General features: G+C 53.1%; 17 protein-coding genes, 4 tRNA genes and 3 rRNA genes. 14 read left to right on the plus strand and 10 right to left on the minus strand.

Features of this window, described 5'->3' with window-relative positions; translation table 11 throughout:
• Positions 1–11: 11 nt before the first annotated feature.
• The 6 genes from proS to metN form a co-directional block, all read right to left on the minus strand.
• Positions 12–1730 carry a proline--tRNA ligase gene (gene proS, locus CDA56_RS06375; protein WP_014837454.1) on the minus strand — a complete coding sequence of 573 codons (1719 nt, stop codon included), beginning with the start codon at positions 1728–1730 and terminating at the stop codon, positions 12–14.
• Between the two features lie 110 nt (positions 1731–1840).
• A complete protein-coding gene (tsaA, locus tag CDA56_RS06380; RefSeq protein WP_064358571.1) occupies positions 1841–2548 on the minus strand; it encodes a tRNA (N6-threonylcarbamoyladenosine(37)-N6)-methyltransferase TrmO in 708 nt (235 codons plus the stop codon).
• Positions 2545–2952 carry an Rcs stress response system protein RcsF gene (gene rcsF, locus CDA56_RS06385; RefSeq protein WP_004098790.1) on the minus strand — a complete coding sequence of 136 codons (408 nt, stop codon included), beginning with the start codon at positions 2950–2952 and terminating at the stop codon, positions 2545–2547. Before rcsF ends, tsaA begins: the two co-directional genes overlap by 4 nt.
• A gap of 108 nt (positions 2953–3060) precedes the next feature.
• Positions 3061–3876 carry a methionine ABC transporter substrate-binding lipoprotein MetQ gene (gene metQ, locus CDA56_RS06390; protein ID WP_004098791.1) on the minus strand — a complete coding sequence of 272 codons (816 nt, stop codon included), beginning with the start codon at positions 3874–3876 and terminating at the stop codon, positions 3061–3063.
• Positions 3877–3915: 39 nt separating this feature from the next.
• A complete protein-coding gene (locus tag CDA56_RS06395) occupies positions 3916–4569 on the minus strand; it encodes a methionine ABC transporter permease MetI (protein WP_004098792.1) in 654 nt (217 codons plus the stop codon).
• Positions 4562–5593: a methionine ABC transporter ATP-binding protein MetN gene (metN, locus tag CDA56_RS06400; protein WP_004098793.1), complete on the minus strand. Its 1032-nt coding sequence runs from the start codon at positions 5591–5593 to the stop codon at positions 4562–4564. Before metN ends, CDA56_RS06395 begins: the two co-directional genes overlap by 8 nt.
• A gap of 188 nt (positions 5594–5781) precedes the next feature.
• On the opposite strand from metN, the gene gmhB reads away from it, so the two are divergent.
• The 8 genes from gmhB (at position 5782) to dkgB (ending at position 13079) form a co-directional block, all read left to right on the plus strand.
• Positions 5782–6348, plus strand: coding sequence for a D-glycero-beta-D-manno-heptose 1,7-bisphosphate 7-phosphatase (gene gmhB / locus CDA56_RS06405; protein WP_014837457.1), 567 nt, complete (start codon positions 5782–5784; stop codon positions 6346–6348).
• Between the two features lie 368 nt (positions 6349–6716).
• Positions 6717–8256, plus strand: a 16S ribosomal RNA gene (locus CDA56_RS06415).
• A gap of 71 nt (positions 8257–8327) precedes the next feature.
• Positions 8328–8404: transfer RNA gene (locus tag CDA56_RS06420), tRNA-Ile, on the plus strand.
• A 106-nt stretch (positions 8405–8510) separates the two neighbouring features.
• Positions 8511–8586 (plus strand) — tRNA-Ala (locus tag CDA56_RS06425).
• Between the two features lie 178 nt (positions 8587–8764).
• Positions 8765–11670: ribosomal RNA gene (locus CDA56_RS06430) — 23S ribosomal RNA — on the plus strand.
• A 194-nt stretch (positions 11671–11864) separates the two neighbouring features.
• Positions 11865–11980: ribosomal RNA gene (gene rrf / locus CDA56_RS06435) — 5S ribosomal RNA — on the plus strand.
• Together the 16S, 23S and 5S rRNA genes with 3 tRNA genes alongside form the textbook arrangement of a ribosomal RNA operon.
• 55 nt (positions 11981–12035) lie before the next feature.
• Positions 12036–12112: transfer RNA gene (locus tag CDA56_RS06440), tRNA-Asp, on the plus strand.
• 163 nt (positions 12113–12275) lie between these two features.
• Entirely contained in the window at positions 12276–13079 is an 804-nt protein-coding gene (dkgB, locus tag CDA56_RS06445) for a 2,5-didehydrogluconate reductase DkgB (RefSeq protein WP_014837458.1), read from the plus strand.
• Positions 13080–13109: 30 nt separating this feature from the next.
• On the opposite strand, the gene yafC is transcribed toward dkgB, so the two are convergent.
• Positions 13110–14012 (minus strand): DNA-binding transcriptional regulator YafC, encoded by a 903-nt coding sequence (gene yafC, locus CDA56_RS06450; protein ID WP_004847906.1) that lies wholly within the window; start codon positions 14010–14012, stop codon positions 13110–13112.
• A gap of 104 nt (positions 14013–14116) precedes the next feature.
• On the opposite strand from yafC, the gene CDA56_RS06455 reads away from it, so the two are divergent.
• The 3 genes from CDA56_RS06455 to CDA56_RS06465 all read left to right on the plus strand — a co-directional run bounded on the left by CDA56_RS06455 (position 14117) and on the right by CDA56_RS06465 (position 17065).
• Positions 14117–15307: an MFS transporter gene (locus CDA56_RS06455; RefSeq protein ID WP_014228021.1), complete on the plus strand. Its 1191-nt coding sequence runs from the start codon at positions 14117–14119 to the stop codon at positions 15305–15307.
• A gap of 105 nt (positions 15308–15412) precedes the next feature.
• The gene (locus CDA56_RS06460) at positions 15413–16210 is read left to right on the plus strand and encodes an endonuclease/exonuclease/phosphatase family protein (RefSeq protein ID WP_025108464.1); all 798 of its coding nucleotides are present in this window, start codon (positions 15413–15415) and stop codon (positions 16208–16210) included.
• 84 nt (positions 16211–16294) lie between these two features.
• A complete protein-coding gene (locus tag CDA56_RS06465; RefSeq protein ID WP_057173109.1) occupies positions 16295–17065 on the plus strand; it encodes a class I SAM-dependent methyltransferase in 771 nt (256 codons plus the stop codon).
• A 57-nt stretch (positions 17066–17122) separates the two neighbouring features.
• On the opposite strand, the gene mltD is transcribed toward CDA56_RS06465, so the two are convergent.
• Positions 17123–18490, minus strand: a complete 1368-nt coding sequence (gene mltD / locus CDA56_RS06470) for a murein transglycosylase D (protein WP_004129156.1) — start codon at positions 18488–18490, stop codon at positions 17123–17125.
• Between the two features lie 71 nt (positions 18491–18561).
• The gene (gloB, locus tag CDA56_RS06475) at positions 18562–19317 is read right to left on the minus strand and encodes a hydroxyacylglutathione hydrolase (RefSeq protein ID WP_103815432.1); all 756 of its coding nucleotides are present in this window, start codon (positions 19315–19317) and stop codon (positions 18562–18564) included.
• A gap of 32 nt (positions 19318–19349) precedes the next feature.
• On the opposite strand from gloB, the gene CDA56_RS06480 reads away from it, so the two are divergent.
• A complete protein-coding gene (locus CDA56_RS06480; RefSeq protein WP_004847912.1) occupies positions 19350–20072 on the plus strand; it encodes a class I SAM-dependent methyltransferase in 723 nt (240 codons plus the stop codon).
• Here CDA56_RS06480 and rnhA read toward each other — a convergent pair.
• Positions 20069–20536, minus strand: coding sequence for a ribonuclease HI (rnhA, locus tag CDA56_RS06485; protein WP_004129160.1), 468 nt, complete (start codon positions 20534–20536; stop codon positions 20069–20071). The two genes, CDA56_RS06480 and rnhA, sit on opposite strands and share 4 nt — an antisense overlap.
• 65 nt (positions 20537–20601) lie before the next feature.
• Between rnhA and dnaQ the strand changes: the two genes are divergently transcribed.
• Both dnaQ and CDA56_RS06500 read left to right on the plus strand, forming a co-directional pair.
• The gene (dnaQ, locus tag CDA56_RS06490; protein WP_025108466.1) at positions 20602–21333 is read left to right on the plus strand and encodes a DNA polymerase III subunit epsilon; all 732 of its coding nucleotides are present in this window, start codon (positions 20602–20604) and stop codon (positions 21331–21333) included.
• A 132-nt stretch (positions 21334–21465) separates the two neighbouring features.
• Positions 21466–21542: transfer RNA gene (locus CDA56_RS06500), tRNA-Asp, on the plus strand.
• Positions 21543–21621 lie beyond the last annotated feature (79 nt).

Genomic DNA, 21621 nt, shown 5'->3' on the forward strand with positions numbered 1-21621 from the left:
CTCTTTTGGCGTTAACCTTTAATTTGTTGTACCAGGTAATTCACGATATCGCCGGTTTTAATCAGCTGCTTCTCGCCGCTGCGACGATATTTATATTCGATATCGTCGTTGTCGAGGTTACGGTCGCCCAGCACGATGGTGTGCGGAATACCGATAAGCTCCATATCGGCGAACATCACGCCCGGACGCTCTTTACGGTCGTCCATCAGCACGTCGATACCCAGCGCGCTCAGCTCTGCGTACAGCTTCTCGGCCAGCTCCTGCACGCGGTAGGATTTATGCATGTTCATCGGCAGAATCGCAACCTGGAACGGGGCGATAGCTTCCGGCCACAGAATCCCGCGATCGTCAAAGTTCTGCTCAATGGCGGCCGCCACCACGCGCGTCACACCGATACCGTAGCAGCCCATCGTCAGGATCTGGTTACGGCCATCTTCGCCCTGTACGGAGGCTTTCATCGCTTCAGAGTACTTGGTACCCAGCTGGAAGATGTGGCCCACTTCGATACCGCGTTTAATCAGCAGCGTACCTTTACCGTCCGGGCTCGGGTCACCCGCCACGACGTTACGGATATCAGCCACTTCAGGGGTGGCGACGTCGCGATCCCAGTTGATGCCGAAGTAGTGTTTCCCGTCGATGTTCGCGCCCGCGGCGAAATCGCTCATTGCGGCAACGGTACGGTCAATAATCACCGGAATGGGCATATTAACCGGGCCCAGAGAACCAGGACCCGCCTGCACCAGCGCGCGGATCTCTTCTTCGGTGGCGAAGGTCAGCGGGCTGGCGACCTGCGGCAGTTTTTCCGCTTTCACTTCGTTCAGCTCATGATCGCCGCGAACCAGCAGGGCAATCAGCGGAGACTTGCTGTCTTCTACCGCTTTGACCAGCAGGGTTTTCACCGTTTTCTCAATCGGCAGATTGAACTGCTCAACCAGCTCGGCGATGGTTTTGGCGTTCGGCGTATCGACCAGCGTCATTTCCTGAGTGGCGGCCGCGCGTGGCTCTTTCGGCGCAACGGCTTCGGCGAACTCAATATTGGCCGCGTAGTCGGAAGAGTCAGAGAAGATCACGTCATCTTCGCCGCTCTGCGCCAGCACCTGGAATTCGTGAGATGCGCTACCGCCGATAGAACCGGTGTCAGCCTGTACCGCACGGAAATCCAGGCCCATACGGCTGAAGATTTTGCTGTACGCGGCGTACATCGCGTCGTAGGTTTCCTGCAGAGATTCCTGAGAGGTATGGAAAGAGTAAGCATCTTTCATCAGGAATTCACGGGAACGCATCACGCCGAAACGCGGGCGCACTTCGTCACGGAACTTGGTTTGGATCTGATAGAAGTTCAGCGGCAGCTGTTTGTAAGAGCTCAGCTCGTTACGAATCAGGTCGGTGATCACTTCTTCATGAGTCGGGCCGAGTACGAACGGACGTTCGCCACGGTCAGCAATACGCAGCAGTTCCGGGCCGTACTGTTCCCAGCGACCACTCTCTTGCCACAGCTCAGAGGGCTGAACTACCGGCATTAACACCTCGATTGCACCGGCGTTATTCATCTCTTCACGCACGATGTTTTCGACTTTTTTCAGGACGCGCACGCCGGTCGGCAGCCAGGTATATAACCCGGAGGCCAGCTTGCGGATCATCCCGGCGCGCAGCATCAGCTGATGGCTGATAACCTCGGCGTCGGCAGGTGTCTCCTTCAGAGTGGAGAGCAGGTATTGGCTAGTACGCATGTTGTTACGGTTCCATTTGGACGATCGATACAGGCTGGGAGCCAGCCTGACACAAAAAAGTGGTTTAGTTTACCAGTGTGGCAAAGATGCCAAAAGAGAGGAAAATAAAATTAGCGTGGTTCGAGAGAAAAGACTTCAAAACCGGACGAAATCACCCGCCAGCGCACGTTAAAATCCAGCAGCCAGACGGCGTAGGTCTTTCCCGGGTCTTCTTCTTTACGATATGCCGGGCGCGGATCTTGCGCCAGAACTTCGCTAATAAACACCTTAAGTCGGGGATAGCGCTTTTCCAGTTCTAAAAGCCGGGCTTCTGTTTCGGGCGTGAAGCTCACCGCCACTTCCGCCTGCGGTGCCTGCTGCGCGTAGCTCGCGCTGGCTTCCGGCAGCGCTTCGGCAAAGGGCAGGTAAGGTTTGATGTCCACGACCGGCGTACCATCCACCAGGTCCAGACTACCGAGTTCCAGAACAACGTGTTCTTTCTGGCAGCGAATACCTTTTAGCTCGACCAGCGACATACCGATTGGATTAGGACGAAAGGTCGAACGGGTGGCGAAAACGCCCATCCGCGCATTACCGCCGAGGCGGGGAGGGCGCACGGTCGGACGCCAGCCGCCTTCCATGGTCTGATGAAACACAAACAGGATCCACAGATGGCTGAAGTTTTCCAGGCCACGTACGGCATCGGCCTGGTTATAGGGGGGCAGAAGATATAATTCGCCGCCGCCGTTTTTAACCAGCCCAGGCTGGCGGGGGACGGCAAATTTTTCTTTATAGGGCGAGCGAATAACGCCTATCTGCGCAAACTGAAAATCACTCATTGCGCCGTAACGTTAAGCGCTGAACCAAGGCAGACGGCCTGGCGGTAGCAGCCCGGAGTTCCGCTGGTCACTTCGCAGCGGTGCAGCAGCACGGCATTGGCTTTCATTTTTGCAGCGTTAATCTGCATGCGCTTGCGCGCCGTCGGGATATTGGGCGGAGAGTCTTGATTCGAGGCCTGGCATGATTCACCGGTGACTTCGCCGAGTTCGCGGAAAGGTTTACCCACCAATTCTGTTGCATCGGTATAGATTCTTACCGGGGCCGGACGCGTCGCTTTCGGTTTTGCCGGTTCCGATTTGGCAGGCGGGGTTACGGTGCTTTGTACAGGCTCGACGGGAGATCTGCTTAGCATAGAACAACCGCTTAACATGAGTGCTAACAAACAGACCGGTAAAGCACGCATAGTATTTCCTCAATAAATAATAAAACAGGGCGCTATTGAATCAGGTGCTTGCATAAATGACAAGACGGGCATAAAGCCCGTCCTGAATGATATTACGCTGAGAAAAGATTACCAGCCTTTCACCGCACCGCCATTAAAGATTTTGTTAGCCGCTTCGTAAACTTCATCACTCTGATAGGCCTGAACAAATTTCTTAACATTTTCCGCATCTTTGTTGTCTTCGCGAGCGACAATCAGGTTCACGTACGGAGACTCTTTACCTTCCACGAAAATACCGTCTTTTGCCGGCGTTAAGCCAATCTGGCTGGCATAGGTAGTATTGATAACCGCCAGAGCGATTTGCGCATCATCCAGAGAGCGCGGCAGCTGCGGGGCTTCCAGCTCAACAATTTTCAGGTTTTTCGGGTTTTCAATAATATCCAGAGAGGTTGGCAGCAGACCAACGCCTTCTTTCAGTTTGATCAGGCCAACCTGTTGCAGCAGCAGCAGAGAGCGGCCAAGGTTGGTGGGATCGTTAGGAATCGCGACCTGAGAGCCCGGCTGCAGTTCGTCCAGCGATTTGATTTTTTTCGAATAACCCGCAATCGGGTAAACAAAAGAGTTACCTACGGAAACCAGCTTGTAGCCGCGATCTTTGATTTGCTGGTCAAGATACGGTTTATGCTGGAAGGCGTTAACGTCGATATCACCTTTGCTCAGCGCTTCGTTCGGCAGAACGTAGTCGTTGAAGGTCACCAGTTCGACATCAAGGCCGTATTTTTCTTTTGCTACTTTCTGCGCGACTTCCGCAACCTGCTGCTCCGCACCGACGATAACGCCGACTTTAATATGGTTAGGATCTTTTTCGTCCTGACCGCAACCCACCAGAGCCAGAGAACCGATTAACGCGCCGACTGCCGCAAAGGTTTTGAAATTAAAGGCCATGTTATTTCCTTCCTGTAAGATTCTGTATTGTGTGTAATGTTATTTGTGAGTCACAGCCCGGACGATACGATCGCCTGAGAATTGGATTAAGTACACCAGAATAACCAGCAGCACCAGTACGGTATTCATTACCGTTGCATTGTAGCCGATATAACCGTACTGATAGCCAATCTGCCCGAGACCACCGGCACCCACGGCGCCGCCCATCGCGGAATAGCCTACCAGCGTAATGAGCGTGATGGTTGCCGCATTCACCAGACCCGGCAGCGCTTCCGGCAGCAGAACCTTACGCACGATCTGCATCGGCGTTGCGCCCATGGCGCGGGATGCTTCGATAAGGCCGGTGGGGATCTCCAGCAGGGCGTTTTCCACCATACGGGCGATGAACGGCGCAGCGCCGACCGTCAGCGGAACGATAGCCGCCTGCAGGCCAATCGACGTGCCAACGATCACGCGAGTGAATGGGATCATCCACACCAGCAGGATAATAAAAGGAATCGAGCGGAAAATATTCACCACCGCCGAAAGCGTGCGGTAGAGCTTCGCATTAGCGACAATTTGCCCCGGACGGGTGACGTACAGCAGCACGCCGACCGGCAGGCCGAGAACAAAACCGAAGAAGCCGGAGACAAACGTCATGGCCAGCGTTTCCCATACGCCGCGAACCAGCAGCCAAATCATTGGTTCAGACATATCCCAGTACCTCTACTTTTACATGGTGTTCCTGTAGCCAGGCGATTGCGGCCTGGGTATCTTCCTGCGTGCCGTGCATCTCAGTGAGCATAATGCCGAACTTCACGCCGCCCGCGTAATCCATCTGCGCGCTAATAATGTTGTTATTCACATTAAAACGACGGGCAGTCTCAGAAAGAAGCGGGGCATCAACGGAGTGACCCGTAAACTCCATGCGCAGCATGGGCACGCTATCGGGAAGCGCTTCAGGTTTAAGGCGGGCCTGATAATCATCCGGGATATCAAGGTGCAGCGTTGACTGAATAAACTGTTGCGCCAGCGGGGTTTTGGGATGAGAGAAGACCTCACTCACCGTATCCTGTTCAATCAACTGGCCGTTGCTGATAACGGCAACGCAATCGCAGATGCGTTTGACGACATCCATTTCATGGGTAATCAGCAAAATCGTCAGGCCCAGGCGACGGTTGATATCTTTCAGCAGTTCCAGAATCGAACGCGTAGTGGCCGGGTCCAGAGCGCTGGTGGCTTCGTCGCAGAGCAGGACTTTTGGATTGCTCGCCAGCGCACGGGCGATGGCCACGCGCTGTTTTTGACCGCCGGAGAGATTTGCCGGATAGCTATCGTGTTTATCCCCCAGACCGACGAGATCGAGCAGCTCGGTCACCCGGCGCTTGATTTCATCTTTCGGCGTATTATCCAGCTCCAGAGGCAACGCCACGTTGCCGAATACGGTGCGTGAGGCAAGCAGGTTAAAGTGCTGGAAGATCATGCCAATCTGGCGACGAGCGCGAGTGAGCTCTTTTTCTGACAGCGCCGTTAGTTCCTGACCGCCCACCTGTACGCTGCCCTGCGTTGGACGTTCGAGCAGGTTAACGCAGCGGATTAACGTACTTTTACCCGCGCCGGAAGCGCCGATGACGCCATAAATTTGCCCGGCGGGGACATGCAGGCTGACATCGTTCAGCGCCTGTATGCTGCGATTTCCCTGCTGGAACACTTTGGTAATATTCGAAAGTTTAATCATCAGTTATTTATTATCGTTTAGCCGTTTGCCGTGGCATTTTCTTCTGCCGTGTCCAGGCGATGCCTGTCAATGAAATGGATGTTAAGGCATCCAGACGTCTAAATCAATCTGACTCTGTATAATGAGCACTTTCTTGCGTCCGGAAACATGCGATACTACGCGCATTAGCCTTTATCAGGAGCAAACCGGTGGCAATGTCAGTACCCGCAATTTTTCTTGACCGTGATGGCACGATTAACGTCGATCACGGCTATGTCCATGAAATCGACAACTTTGAATTTATCGATGGCGTCATTGACGCAATGCGTCAATTAAAGGAGATGGGCTACGCGCTGGTGCTGGTGACCAACCAGTCCGGTATCGCCCGCGGTAAGTTTACTGAAGAGCAGTTTGAAACGCTGACGGAGTGGATGGACTGGTCGCTGGCCGATCGCGGCGTTGATCTGGATGGCATCTATTATTGTCCGCACCACCCGCAGGGAACCGTTGAAGAGTTTCGCCAGACCTGCGACTGCCGCAAGCCGCATCCAGGGATGCTGATTTCGGCGCGCGACTATCTGCATATTGATATGGCGGCTTCATTTATGGTTGGCGATAAAGTCGAAGATATGCAGGCAGCTCTGGCGGCCAATGTCGGCACGAAAGTATTAGTGCGCACCGGCAAGCCGGTGACCCCAGAAGCCGAAAGTGCCGCTGATTGGGTACTTAATAGCCTGGCAGACCTGCCGGATGCTATCAAAAAGCAGCAAAAATAAGCGTTATGTATAAAAGGTGAGCGGTTGAAATAAAATTGCATTTTACCGCTTGTCACCGCCGAATAACTCCCTATAATGCGCTCCCACTGACACGGCAGATGTGAATCACTTCACAAACAACCCGGTCGGTTGAAGAGAAAAAATCCTGAAATAACGGGTTGACTCTGAAAGAGGAAAGCGTAATATACGCCACCTCGCAACGGTGAGCGAAAGCCGCGTTGCACTGCTCTTTAACAATTTATCAGACAATCTGTGTGGGCACTCAAAGTGACATGGATTCTTAACGTCGCAAGACGAAAAATGAATACCAAGTCTCTGAGTGAACATACGTAATTCATTACGAAGTTTAATTCACGAGCATCAAACTTAAATTGAAGAGTTTGATCATGGCTCAGATTGAACGCTGGCGGCAGGCCTAACACATGCAAGTCGAACGGTAGCACAGAGAGCTTGCTCTCGGGTGACGAGTGGCGGACGGGTGAGTAATGTCTGGGAAACTGCCTGATGGAGGGGGATAACTACTGGAAACGGTAGCTAATACCGCATAACGTCGCAAGACCAAAGAGGGGGACCTTCGGGCCTCTTGCCATCAGATGTGCCCAGATGGGATTAGCTAGTAGGTGGGGTAACGGCTCACCTAGGCGACGATCCCTAGCTGGTCTGAGAGGATGACCAGCCACACTGGAACTGAGACACGGTCCAGACTCCTACGGGAGGCAGCAGTGGGGAATATTGCACAATGGGCGCAAGCCTGATGCAGCCATGCCGCGTGTATGAAGAAGGCCTTCGGGTTGTAAAGTACTTTCAGCGGGGAGGAAGGTGTTGAGGTTAATAACCTCAGCAATTGACGTTACCCGCAGAAGAAGCACCGGCTAACTCCGTGCCAGCAGCCGCGGTAATACGGAGGGTGCAAGCGTTAATCGGAATTACTGGGCGTAAAGCGCACGCAGGCGGTCTGTCAAGTCGGATGTGAAATCCCCGGGCTCAACCTGGGAACTGCATTCGAAACTGGCAGGCTGGAGTCTTGTAGAGGGGGGTAGAATTCCAGGTGTAGCGGTGAAATGCGTAGAGATCTGGAGGAATACCGGTGGCGAAGGCGGCCCCCTGGACAAAGACTGACGCTCAGGTGCGAAAGCGTGGGGAGCAAACAGGATTAGATACCCTGGTAGTCCACGCTGTAAACGATGTCGACTTGGAGGTTGTTCCCTTGAGGAGTGGCTTCCGGAGCTAACGCGTTAAGTCGACCGCCTGGGGAGTACGGCCGCAAGGTTAAAACTCAAATGAATTGACGGGGGCCCGCACAAGCGGTGGAGCATGTGGTTTAATTCGATGCAACGCGAAGAACCTTACCTACTCTTGACATCCAGAGAACTTAGCAGAGATGCTTTGGTGCCTTCGGGAACTCTGAGACAGGTGCTGCATGGCTGTCGTCAGCTCGTGTTGTGAAATGTTGGGTTAAGTCCCGCAACGAGCGCAACCCTTATCCTTTGTTGCCAGCGATTCGGTCGGGAACTCAAAGGAGACTGCCAGTGATAAACTGGAGGAAGGTGGGGATGACGTCAAGTCATCATGGCCCTTACGAGTAGGGCTACACACGTGCTACAATGGCATATACAAAGAGAAGCGACCTCGCGAGAGCAAGCGGACCTCATAAAGTATGTCGTAGTCCGGATTGGAGTCTGCAACTCGACTCCATGAAGTCGGAATCGCTAGTAATCGTGGATCAGAATGCCACGGTGAATACGTTCCCGGGCCTTGTACACACCGCCCGTCACACCATGGGAGTGGGTTGCAAAAGAAGTAGGTAGCTTAACCTTCGGGAGGGCGCTTACCACTTTGTGATTCATGACTGGGGTGAAGTCGTAACAAGGTAACCGTAGGGGAACCTGCGGTTGGATCACCTCCTTACCTTAAAGAACCTGCCTTTGTAGTGCTCACACAGATTGTCTGATGAAAATGTAGCAGTAAAAAATCTCTGCAGGCTTGTAGCTCAGGTGGTTAGAGCGCACCCCTGATAAGGGTGAGGTCGGTGGTTCAAGTCCACTCAGGCCTACCAAATTCGCTCCCGTGCTGCGTTGTGAAATAACTCGCATACTTCAGTATGCTTCGTTCTTCCACGCCTTGCCCGGAATCGAATTACGGTAAATGAGATTAACTACGATGGGGCTATAGCTCAGCTGGGAGAGCGCCTGCTTTGCACGCAGGAGGTCTGCGGTTCGATCCCGCATAGCTCCACCATCTTTACTGCACAACACAAGAAAACTTCAGAGTGTACCTGAAAAGGTTCACTGCGAAGTTTTGCTCTTTAAAAATCTGGATCAAGCTGAAAATTGAAACGACACACTGTTTAAGTGTGTTCGAGTCTCTCAAATTTTCGCGACACGACGATGTTTTACGAAACATCTTCGGGTTGTGAGGTTAAGCGACTAAGCGTACACGGTGGATGCCCTGGCAGTCAGAGGCGATGAAGGACGTGCTAATCTGCGAAAAGCGTCGGTAAGGTGATATGAACCGTTACAGCCGGCGATGTCCGAATGGGGAAACCCAGTGCAATTCGTTGCACTATCGTTAACTGAATACATAGGTTAACGAGGCGAACCGGGGGAACTGAAACATCTAAGTACCCCGAGGAAAAGAAATCAACCGAGATTCCCCCAGTAGCGGCGAGCGAACGGGGAGCAGCCCGGAGTCTGAATCAGCTTGTGTGTTAGTGGAAGCGTCTGGAAAGTCGCAGGGTACAGGGTGATACTCCCGTACACTAAAACGCACAGGTTGTGAACTCGAAGAGTAGGGCGGGACACGTGGTATCCTGTCTGAATATGGGGGGACCATCCTCCAAGGCTAAATACTCCTGACTGACCGATAGTGAACCAGTACCGTGAGGGAAAGGCGAAAAGAACCCCGGCGAGGGGAGTGAAAAAGAACCTGAAACCGTGTACGTACAAGCAGTAGGAGCCCACTTGTTGGGTGACTGCGTACCTTTTGTATAATGGGTCAGCGACTTATATTCTGTAGCAAGGTTAACCGTATAGGGGAGCCGCAGGGAAACCGAGTCTTAACTGGGCGTTAAGTTGCAGGGTATAGACCCGAAACCCGGTGATCTAGCCATGGGCAGGTTGAAGGTTGGGTAACACTAACTGGAGGACCGAACCGACTAATGTTGAAAAATTAGCGGATGACTTGTGGCTGGGGGTGAAAGGCCAATCAAACCGGGAGATAGCTGGTTCTCCCCGAAAGCTATTTAGGTAGCGCCTCGTGAACTCATCTTCGGGGGTAGAGCACTGTTTCGGCTAGGGGGTCATCCCGACTTACCAACCCGATGCAAACTACGAATACCGAAGAATGTTATCACGGGAGACACACGGCGGGTGCTAACGTCCGTCGTGAAGAGGGAAACAACCCAGACCGCCAGCTAAGGTCCCAAAGTCATGGTTAAGTGGGAAACGATGTGGGAAGGCCCAGACAGCCAGGATGTTGGCTTAGAAGCAGCCATCATTTAAAGAAAGCGTAATAGCTCACTGGTCGAGTCGGCCTGCGCGGAAGATGTAACGGGGCTAAACCATGCACCGAAGCTGCGGCAGCGACACTATGTGTTGTTGGGTAGGGGAGCGTTCTGTAAGCCGTTGAAGGTGGCCTGTGAGGGTTGCTGGAGGTATCAGAAGTGCGAATGCTGACATAAGTAACGATAATGCGGGTGAAAAACCCGCACGCCGGAAGACCAAGGGTTCCTGTCCAACGTTAATCGGGGCAGGGTGAGTCGACCCCTAAGGCGAGGCCGAAAGGCGTAGTCGATGGGAAACAGGTTAATATTCCTGTACTCGGTGTTACTGCGAAGGGGGGACGGAGAAGGCTATGTTGGCCGGGCGACGGTTGTCCCGGTTTAAGCATGTAGGCGGATGTTCCAGGTAAATCCGGAACGTCACTAACGCTGAGGTGTGATGACGAGGCACTACGGTGCTGAAGTGACAAATGCCCTGCTTCCAGGAAAAGCCTCTAAGCATCAGGTAACATCAAATCGTACCCCAAACCGACACAGGTGGTCAGGTAGAGAATACCAAGGCGCTTGAGAGAACTCGGGTGAAGGAACTAGGCAAAATGGTGCCGTAACTTCGGGAGAAGGCACGCTGATGGTAGGTGAAGCGACTTGCTCGTGGAGCTGAAATCAGTCGAAGATACCAGCTGGCTGCAACTGTTTATTAAAAACACAGCACTGTGCAAACACGAAAGTGGACGTATACGGTGTGACGCCTGCCCGGTGCCGGAAGGTTAATTGATGGGGTTATCCGTAAGGAGAAGCTCTTGATCGAAGCCCCGGTAAACGGCGGCCGTAACTATAACGGTCCTAAGGTAGCGAAATTCCTTGTCGGGTAAGTTCCGACCTGCACGAATGGCGTAATGATGGCCAGGCTGTCTCCACCCGAGACTCAGTGAAATTGAACTCGCTGTGAAGATGCAGTGTACCCGCGGCAAGACGGAAAGACCCCGTGAACCTTTACTATAGCTTGACACTGAACACTGGTCCTTGATGTGTAGGATAGGTGGGAGGCTTTGAAGTGTGGACGCCAGTCTGCATGGAGCCATCCTTGAAATACCACCCTTTAATGGCTGGTGTTCTAACGTGGGCCCCTAATCGGGGTTGCGGACAGTGTCTGGTGGGTAGTTTGACTGGGGCGGTCTCCTCCTAAAGAGTAACGGAGGAGCACGAAGGTCAGCTAATCCTGGTCGGACATCAGGAGGTTAGTGCAATGGCATAAGCTGGCTTGACTGCGAGCGTGACGGCGCGAGCAGGTGCGAAAGCAGGTCATAGTGATCCGGTGGTTCTGAATGGAAGGGCCATCGCTCAACGGATAAAAGGTACTCCGGGGATAACAGGCTGATACCGCCCAAGAGTTCATATCGACGGCGGTGTTTGGCACCTCGATGTCGGCTCATCACATCCTGGGGCTGAAGTAGGTCCCAAGGGTATGGCTGTTCGCCATTTAAAGTGGTACGCGAGCTGGGTTTAGAACGTCGTGAGACAGTTCGGTCCCTATCTGCCGTGGGCGCTGGAGAATTGAGGGGGGCTGCTCCTAGTACGAGAGGACCGGAGTGGACGCATCACTGGTGTTCGGGTTGTCATGCCAATGGCATTGCCCGGTAGCTAAATGCGGAAGAGATAAGTGCTGAAAGCATCTAAGCACGAAACTTGCCCCGAGATGAGTTCTCCCTGACTCCTTGAGAGTCCTGAAGGAACGTTGAAGACGACGACGTTGATAGGCCGGGTGTGTAAGCGCAGCGATGCGTTGAGCTAACCGGTACTAATGAACCGTGAGGCTTAACCTTACAACGCCGAAGATGTTTTGGCGGATTGAGAGATTTTCAGCATTGATTCAGAGTTGAGTACGCAATAATTTGCGCAGCAGCAAGGCGACAAGCGAAGGAAAAGAAGGAGCATACTGAAGTATGTGACTGACTTTGCGAGCGCGGGCAACGCGGCTGATGCGATAAAGAATTGCGTACTGAGCACAAAGAATTTGCCTGGCGGCGACAGCGCGGTGGTCCCACCTGACCCCATGCCGAACTCAGAAGTGAAACGCCGTAGCGCCGATGGTAGTGTGGGGTCTCCCCATGTGAGAGTAGGGAACTGCCAGGCATCAAATTAAGTAGTAAGCCGGTGCATAAATCCGGTGGTTACAGAAGTATTCGGTGGAGCGGTAGTTCAGTCGGTTAGAATACCTGCCTGTCACGCAGGGGGTCGCGGGTTCGAGTCCCGTCCGTTCCGCCACTTATTAAAAGCCCTGAGCATTTGCTCAGGGCTTTTTCTTTGCCTGTCGCTTTATTATTGCTTTTTTAGCAAAAATCCTCTGCGTTTAGCGCTCTTTTTCTCAATCCTCTCGTTGGTCATAATTACCCTCGTTAACCGATATGAATGAATAAAGAGGAAAATCATGACAATCCCTGCATTTGGTCTTGGGACCTTCCGTCTGAAAGATGACGTGGTTATTGCATCTGTAAAAACGGCGCTTGAGCTTGGCTATCGCACCATTGATACCGCGCAAATCTATGATAATGAAGCTGCTGTGGGTCAGGCTATTGCTGAAAGCGGCGTTGCGCGCGATGAACTGTTCATCACCACCAAGATCTGGATTGAAAATCTCAGCAAAGACAAGCTGATCGCCAGCCTGAAAGAGAGCCTGCTGAAGCTGCGGACTGACTATGTCGACCTGACGTTAATCCACTGGCCGTCGCCAAACGATGCCGTTGCCGTCGAGGAGTTTATGGCCGCGCTGCTGGAAGCGAAAAAGCAGGGGTTGACCCGTCAGATTGGTATTTCTAACTTCACCATTCCGCTGATGGAGCGGGCAATTGCCGCCGTTGGCGCAGAGAATATCGCGACCAACCAGGTTGAACTCTCTCCGTACCTGCAGAACCGTAAAGTGGTTGATTGGGCGCGTGAACACGGTATTCATATCACCTCTTACATGACGCTGGCCTACGGTAAGGCGCTGAAAGATGAAGTGATTGCACGTATTGCAACGAAACATAATGCCACGCCGGCACAGGTTATCCTGGCCTGGGCAATGGGCGAAGGTTATGCGGTAATTCCGTCTTCGACGCGGCGCGAAAACCTGGCAAGCAACCTTAAAGCTCAGGATCTGCAGCTTGATGAAGACGATCGCCAGGCGATCGCCGCCCTGGACTGCAACGATCGTCTGGTTAGCCCGGACGGTCTGGCGCCTGAATGGGACTAATCTAATCCCCCTCTGTACTCTACAACCCTCTTACAGCTCCTTCGGGAGCTGTTTTACATGTTCGCTAAGAAAGTCGATAAAGGCTCTGATCCGCGTGCTTACGGCTCTGTCGCTGTAGTAAACCGCGCTAAACGGCATTTCAACCGGCAGCCGTTTATCAGCCAGCAGCTCGACAAACGCCCCTTCAGCAATTTCCTTATCCACCATATAGTCCGACAGACAGGCGATTCCGTTACCGGCCAGGCACAGCTGCTTGAGCGTTTCTCCGCTATTGGAAGATATCTCGCTTTCGATTTCCAGCAGCTGGCCATCGCAGCAGGAGACTGGCCAGGTATTCAATGAAACAGGTTCGCTAAAACCGAGGCATTGATGATTTTTTAGCTCAGCGACGCTTTGCGGCGTTCCATGGCGAGCGAGATAGTCCGGTGAAGCGATTATTTTGCGGTAGCTATTAAACAATGGCCTGGCGCGCAGGCTGGAATCGGTCAGCGTGCCGGCGCGGATCGCGACGTCAACTTTCCGCTCAATCAGATTGATAAAGGTTTCGGACGAGACCAGAGTAAGGCTCATCTCTGGATAACGCTCACGGAAGGGTTTTATCAACGGCATCAGAAAATGCAGTATCACCGGCGTCGCGGCATCAACCCGTAATAGTCCTCTTGGCGTCGTACGACTCTCCAGAAGTTCATTTTCGGCAGCGGCCATCTCCTGAAGCACAACCTGCATGCGACGGAAATAACGCTCTCCTTCTTCGGTCAGGCTTAGCTGACGGGTCGTACGGTTAAGCAGGCTCACGCCGAGCTTTGATTCCAGCTTTTTCACCGCCCGGCTGACGGCGGAATTGGCCTGACCTAGCTGTTCCGCTGCGCGGCTAAAGCTGCCGCTCTCGACCACGGCGACAAAAATGGCGATTTCTTCTGAGGTAGCTCTCATTATTGCACCTGTGGCAAAATTCTATTGATACTTTGGCTATTTTTGTTATTAAAGCATCTCTTCATACTACGTGTCATCTTAATCATGTTGATACGGAGTACATTATGCCGCTGGCGCTACTTGCCTTAACTATCGGTGCCTTTGCTATTGGCACGACCGAATTTGTCATTGTGGGCCTGGTGCCCACCATTGCAGAACAACTTGCTATTTCGCTACCCTCTGCGGGGCTGTTGGTTTCTATCTATGCGCTCGGCGTGGCGATTGGCGCCCCGGTGCTCACCGCGCTGACCGGGCGTATGCCGCGTAAGCAACTGCTGCTGGCGTTAATGGCGCTGTTTACCGCCGGTAACCTGCTGGCCTGGCAGGCGCCGGGTTATGAAACTCTGGTTCTGGCACGCCTGCTGACGGGACTGGCGCACGGGGTATTCTTTTCGATCGGATCGACAATTGCGACCAGCCTGGTCCCGAAAGAGAAAGCGGCTTCGGCGATTGCGATTATGTTTGGCGGTCTGACCGTTGCGCTGGTGACCGGCGTACCATTGGGCACCTTTATCGGCCAACACTTTGGCTGGCGCGAGACGTTCCTTGCCGTGTCGATCCTTGGCGTAATCGCATTAATGAGCAGCCTTATCCTGGTGCCGAATAACATTCCCGGTCGTGTCAGCGCCGGTTTGCGCGCCCAGCTCCAGGTTCTGACTCATCCCCGTTTACTGATAATCTATGCCATTACGGCTTTGGGATATGGCGGCGTATTCACCGCTTTTACCTTCCTGGCGCCGATGATGCAGGATCTTGCCGGATTTAGCCCGGCGGCCGTTAGCTGGATCCTCCTGGGCTACGGTGTTTCTGTAGCGGTGGGCAACGTATGGGGCGGAAAGCTGGCGGATAAGCATGGCGCCGTGCCCGCGCTGAAGCTGATTTTTGCCGCCCTGGTTGCTTTACTGCTGATCTTTCAGTTTACGGCCAGCATTCAGTATGCGGCGCTGGCGACGGTACTGGTGATGGGCATCTTCGCATTCGGTAACGTTCCGGGTCTGCAGGTATACGTTGTGCAGAAAGCGGAGCAGTATACTCCAGGCGCGGTTGACGTTGCCTCAGGCCTGAATATTGCCGCCTTTAACATCGGGATTGCCTTAGGATCGGTGATTGGTGGGCAGACGGTAGAACATTATGGTCTGGATCAGACGCCCTGGATTGGCGCGCTGATAGTTCTGGTCGCGCTGTTGCTGGTGGTTCTTAGCGGCCGGCTCGATAAGCCTCAGCGCTGTGCTACGGTTCTTTCCGTAGAAGGATAAAGGTTTCTGGCAAATTGCATTGAAAGTGTATACAAAAATCCCTATAACAGAAGGACCAGCTGCAGTCTCGGGCTGGTTTCCTGTTATCGAGGTTTGATGCCTAAATTGCGAAAGAATACCTATGCCATGCGCTACGTCGCCGGACAACCCGCGGAGAGAATCTTACCTCCGGGGTCGTTTGCTGGCATGACTCCGGCTTTTCCGGCCGGGGTACCGTTAAGTTCGGATGAGAAAATCCGCGTGCTGGTGTGGAACATCTTCAAACAGCAGCGCGCAGAGTGGAAATCCGTGCTTAATAATTTCGGTAAAGATGCGCACCTGGTGTTATTACAGGAAGCGCAAACCACGCCTGAGTTAGTGAAATTCGCCACCTCCAATTATCTGGCCGCTGACCAGGTTCCGGCACTGGTGCTTCCGCAGCATCCTTCCGGCGTGATGACGTTAGCTTCCGCCCACCCCATTTACTGCTGCCCACTGCGCGAGCGCGAGCCTATCCTGCGGCTGGCAAAGTCAGCGTTGGTCACCGTTTACCCGTTACCGGATACCCGGCTGCTGATGGTGGTAAATATCCACGCGGTCAACTTTAGTCTTGGCGTGGATGTCTACAGCAAGCAGCTGCTGCCGATTGGCGACCAGATTGCCCATCACAGCGGGCCGGTGATAATGGCGGGTGACTTTAACGCCTGGAGTCGTCCGCGAATGAACGCTTTGTATCGCTTTGCGCGTGAAATGTCGCTGCGCGAAGTCCGCTTCTCTGACGATCAGCGCCGCCGTACTTTTGGCCGCCCGCTTGATTTTGTGTTCTACCGGGGGTTAAGCGTGCACGATGCTTCCGTGCTGGTGACCCGCGCGTCCGACCACAACCCGCTACTAGTTGAATTCAGTCCCGGCAAGCCTGATTAATTAAGGTATGTCAGGCCTGCCATGGGGCAGGCCTGCGTATGCATGGTGCTGCCTTTATTACTCAAAAAACCGAAGGATAATGCAATGACAACACGCTCTCATCATGACAACGTCGAAAAACAGTTTGGCTCACAGGCCAGCGCCTACCTGAGCAGTGCCGTACACGCTTCAGGGCGCGATCTGCAGCGACTGGCCGAACGGCTGGCGGACTTCCCTCAGGCCCACGTGCTGGATATGGGATGCGGTGCCGGACACGCCAGCTTTGCGGCGGCAGGGCAGGTTGCCCAGGTAACGGCATATGATTTATCCAGCCAGATGCTGGAGGTGGTGGCTCAGGCCGCAAGGGATAAAGGTTTTGCTAATATTGCCACGCAGCAGGGCTATGCCGAATCTTTGCCTTTCGCTGATGCCAGCTTTGATGTCGCGATCAGCCGTTATTCTGCGCATCACTGGCATGATGTTGGCCAGGCATTGCGTGAAGTGAAGCGGGTGCTGAAACCGGGCGGAGTGATGATTATTATGGATGTGATGTCGCCCGGCCATCCTGTTCGCGACGTCTGGCTGCAGACGGTTGAGGCGCTGCGCGATACCTCCCATGTTCGCAACTACTCCAGCGGCGAATGGCTGACAATGGCGAGTGAGGCCGGTTTGGTGATAAATCATCTGCTGACCGATCGCCTGCCTCTGGAGTTCAGCTCCTGGGTCGCGCGGATGCGGACGCCAGCGGCGCTGACGGCAGCGATTCGTTTATACCAGGAGAGCGCATCGGCGGAGGTCAAAGCCTATTTTGCATTGCAGCAGGATGGTTCTTTCACCAGCGATACGATTATGTTTGAGGCCCATAAGGCCATCTAACGCAGAGATAAAACAAAAGGCACCGCATGGGTGCCTTTTTTAATGCCTGCTGAATCATCAGGATTCCGGTCTGTCGCTGTTTTTCACAAACAGCGTCAGCTGATCGCCAGGTTTCAGGTTGCCGGTATCGCTGTTCCAGCGCATCACATCGCGAATGTTCACGCCATGGCGTTTCGCAATGCTCGACAAAGAGTCGCCCTTACGCACGCGATAGGTAATGCTATCGCTATTGTTTGCCAGACGTTCAGCGCTGCTGCCTGCGCCAATCACCAGATTCTGACCGACCTTCAGGTTAGAACCGCGAATACCGTTCCACTGCTGCAGATCTTTCGTTGATACGCCGAGACGCGATGCAATGCCGGAGATGGTGTCACCGGAGCGCACCTGGTAGCTGCGGCTGGTCAACGGCTTGTTATCAGCCAGCAGCGTCGGCTGCACGGCGGCAATATCACCGGAGGCCAAAGACTCACGCAGTTGCGCCGCATGCTTCTGCGGTACCAGTACGTAATTCGGCCCGTTCGCGCCCAGAGTCGACCCCTTAACGCCTGCATTGAACGTTTTCAGCTTGCTGACGGGCATTCCTGCCATATCCGCTAGCTGTGAAATCTCAACCGGACTGTCGAGACGTACACGCGCCAGGGCACGGCTTTCGTCTGCTGTCGGCAACCTTACGCCATACCGCTTGCTGTTCTTGAGAATATCGCTCAGGGCCAGCATTTTTGGTACGTATATTTTGGTTTCCTGTGGTAATGACAGCGACCAGAAATCGGTGGGTTTACCCCGTGATTTGTTCGCTTTGATAGCCTTCATTACCCGACCTTCGCCGCTGTTATAGGCAGCGACGGTTAACAACCAGTCGCCGTCGAACATTTTGTTCAGACGTTGCATCATGTTTAACGCTGCCGTGGTTGAGGCAACGATGTCACGACGCGCATCGTAACTGCGGGTCTGTTTCAAACCATAATTGCGCCCGGTGCTCGGAATGATCTGCCAAATGCCTGCGGCATTGGCGCCAGACGTTGCGTGCGGGTCAAAAGCGCTCTCCACTATGGGTAGTAATACCAGTTCCATTGGCATGTTACGTTTCTTAACTTGCCCGGCTATCCAGTACATATACGGCTCTGCCCGTAAAGTTACATCGTGGAGATAGCTCTTATTTCTTAAGTACTTCTGTTTTTGTTCGCGAATCCGGACGTTTTCCGGAATTCCCATCTTTAGCTCGTCGCCTATTGAAGTCCACAGATCCTGGTCTTGCGCGTAGAAGGTTCCATCATCTAACCAGCGCGCTCGACTTGTGAACTTGCTTGCTTCCCCTTGACTCGCTGCAGAAAGGCTCTGTGCGTGCTGTTGTACGGTGCCATCGTTCTTAGACGCCTGGCACCCCACCAGCAGGACAGAGGCGAGTAAAATCGCTCGTGCCTTCATGTGTGTGTCAATAGTTGCTTAAAAGACGAGCAAGGATAACGGTGAAGTCGTCTGAAGACAAGAATTAAATATCAGAAGTCGTCTTTCTTTGACCTTAACCAGGCAAATCGCTGAATAGAGTGTTGCAAATTTGTTTCTTTGTCTATTTCTTTAATTAAATCATCATCATCCGTTCGAAGAAATAAATTAATAAGACGCTCATTTTTCAGAGTTACGGGGAGTGTTTTTTGGTTTTTTGCACGTAACTCATTAACTTTGTGGTAGTAATCGTTTATCTCCCTATCATGGGGAAGGATGCTTATTGCAAACTTCATGTTTGCTAAAGTGTACTCATGTGCGCAACATATTAATGTTTCGTCAGGAAGGGCGCTAATCTTCTTAAATGATTGATACATCTGCTCTGCGGTCCCTTCGAATAGTCTGCCGCAGCCGCCGGAAAACATTGTATCGCCACAAAATAGATAAGGTGCGCTGTAGAAACAGATGTGTCCTAAAGTGTGACCTGGCGTGGCAAAAATAGAAAATTCGCGGCCCAAAACAGTGAGGCTATCTCCGTCCTTCACGACGTGGGTTGCGCCCTTATCCTGGGTTTCTGCCGGTCCGTAAACCACCAGGTTCGGGAATTTTTCCCGCAGTTGTTTAACGCCGCCAACATGGTCGCGGTGGTGATGCGTCAAGAAGATAGCTTCCGGCTGCCAGCGGTTTTGTTCGATGGCGGCGAGCACGGGCGCGGCTTCTCCGGGATCGACTATCAGGCAGCGCCCGCTATCTTCACTAAGAACCCAGATGTAGTTGTCCTGAAATGCGGGAATACTGATAAGATTCATAAATTACCTCTAATGCGTAGCGGAAGGTTGCGATGAAGCCGGCAAGGATACCTCATACAGTTACAGCGCCAGAGCACTGGTCCAGCATGCCGTGGGGCGAATACTACCGCGAATCGCTGGAACGGCAGATGAAACCGTGGCTCGCTAAATTATATGGCTTTCATTTACTTAAGATTGGCAATCTGAGCGCGGAAATCAATACCGAAGCCTGCGCGATTTCCCATCAGGTGAATGTCTCTTTGCAGGGGAATCCTGTGCAGGTAAAGGCCGATCCGCTGCATTTGCCTTTTGCCGAAAAGTCGGTAGATGCCTGCCTGCTGGCGCATACCTTACCGTGGTGCAGCGATCCGCATCGACTGCTGCGGGAAGCGGACCGGGTGCTGATTGACGATGGCTGGATAATTTTAACCAGTTTTAATCCTGTAAGCCTGATGGGGTTACGTAAACTGGTGCCGGTGTTACGCAATAAGCCCCCCTATAACAGCCGCATGTTCACCTTAACGCGTCAGATGGACTGGCTGGGGTTGCTGAATTTTGAAGTTATGCACTACGGGGGCTATCAGGTCCTTCCCTGGTCGCGCCACGGGGGGAAAATGCTCAGCACGCATCTACCGGCGTTGGGATGTCTGCAGCTCATTGTTGCCCGTAAACGCACTATCCCATTGACGCTAAACCCGATGAAATCGGGCAAAGCAAAAAAACGGATACCGCAGGCGGTAGGCGCCACGCGTCAGTGGCGCAAGGGGCAGAATTAACTTTCTGCCTGATAACCGATGTCGTCCCGGGTTGGGTTAGATGCTGCCGCGCGCGCCAGTTCGTCGCAACGTTCGTTTTCCGGATGTCCGGCATGGCCTTTAACCCATTCCCATTTTATCTTGTGTTGACCCAGCGCGGCGTCCAGGCGCTGCCAGAGATCGACATTTTTTACCGGTTTCTTGTCGGCCGTTTTCCAGCCGCGTTTTTTCCAGTTGTGGATCCACTGCGTAATCCCCTGACGCACATACTGGCTGTCGGTACTGAGGATCACTTCACAATGTTCTTTCAGCGCTTCCAGGGCGACGATGGCGGCCATCATCTCCATGCGGTTGTTCGTTGTAAGGTTAAAGCCTTCGCTAAAAGTTTTTTCCTTCCCGCGATAGCGTAAAATCGCACCGTAGCCGCCAGGACCTGGATTTCCCAGGCAAGAACCATCGGTGAAAATTTCTACCTGTTTGAGCATCTCTGGTAGACTTCCTGTAATTGAAATCGATACGTAAAACGGTAAGTCTGACATAAATGACCGCTATGAGCACTGCAATTACGCGACAGATCGTTCTCGATACCGAAACCACCGGTATGAATCAGATTGGTGCGCACTATGAAGGGCACAAGATAATTGAAATCGGTGCGGTGGAGGTGATCAACCGCCGCCTGACCGGAAACAACTTCCACGTCTATTTAAAGCCGGACCGGCTGGTGGATCCTGAAGCGTTTGGCGTCCACGGTATTGCGGACGAATTCCTGATGGATAAGCCCGCGTTTGGTGATGTGGTCGATGAGTTTCTCGACTATATCCGCGGCGCGGAGCTGGTCATCCATAACGCATCGTTCGATATCGGCTTTATGGACTATGAATTTGCTAAGCTGAATCGCGGCATTCCGAAGACGGATACCTTTTGTAAGGTGACCGATAGCCTGGCCCTGGCGCGTAAAATGTTCCCGGGCAAGCGTAACAGCCTTGATGCCCTCTGTTCACGTTATGAAATAGACAACAGCAAGCGAACGCTGCACGGGGCGTTGCTCGATGCCCAGATTCTGGCCGACGTTTATCTGATGATGACCGGTGGCCAGACGACGATGGCTTTCTCAATGGAAGGGGAAGGGCAGCAGCAGGCCGGAGAAATGGGCATTCAACGCGTTGTGCGCGCCGCCAGCAAATTACGGGTGGTTTACGCCTCTGATGAAGAGCTGATGAACCACGAGTCGCGGCTCGATCTGGTGCAAAAGAAAGGCGGAAGCTGCCTGTGGCGGGCCTGATTTACCCATAAACGCGCTAAAAATAGTCTGTTGGGTGATTTTTGCAGCAAGCGATTCAAAAATGAAGAAAAAGCGTTGACGGAGTAGAGGGGAATCCGTAATATTCGCCTCGTTCCCAAGGGAACAGTAAGTGGAGCGGTAGTTCAGTCGGTTAGAATACCTGCCTGTCACGCAGGGGGTCGCGGGTTCGAGTCCCGTCCGTTCCGCCACTATTCAGAAAGCCTGAATCAGCAATGATTCAGGCTTTCGTCGTTTTAGCCTGCAGAACACATTCTCTTCCCCGTCTTC

This window comes from Klebsiella michiganensis, assembly GCF_002925905.1.
GTDB lineage: Bacteria > Pseudomonadota > Gammaproteobacteria > Enterobacterales > Enterobacteriaceae > Klebsiella > Klebsiella michiganensis.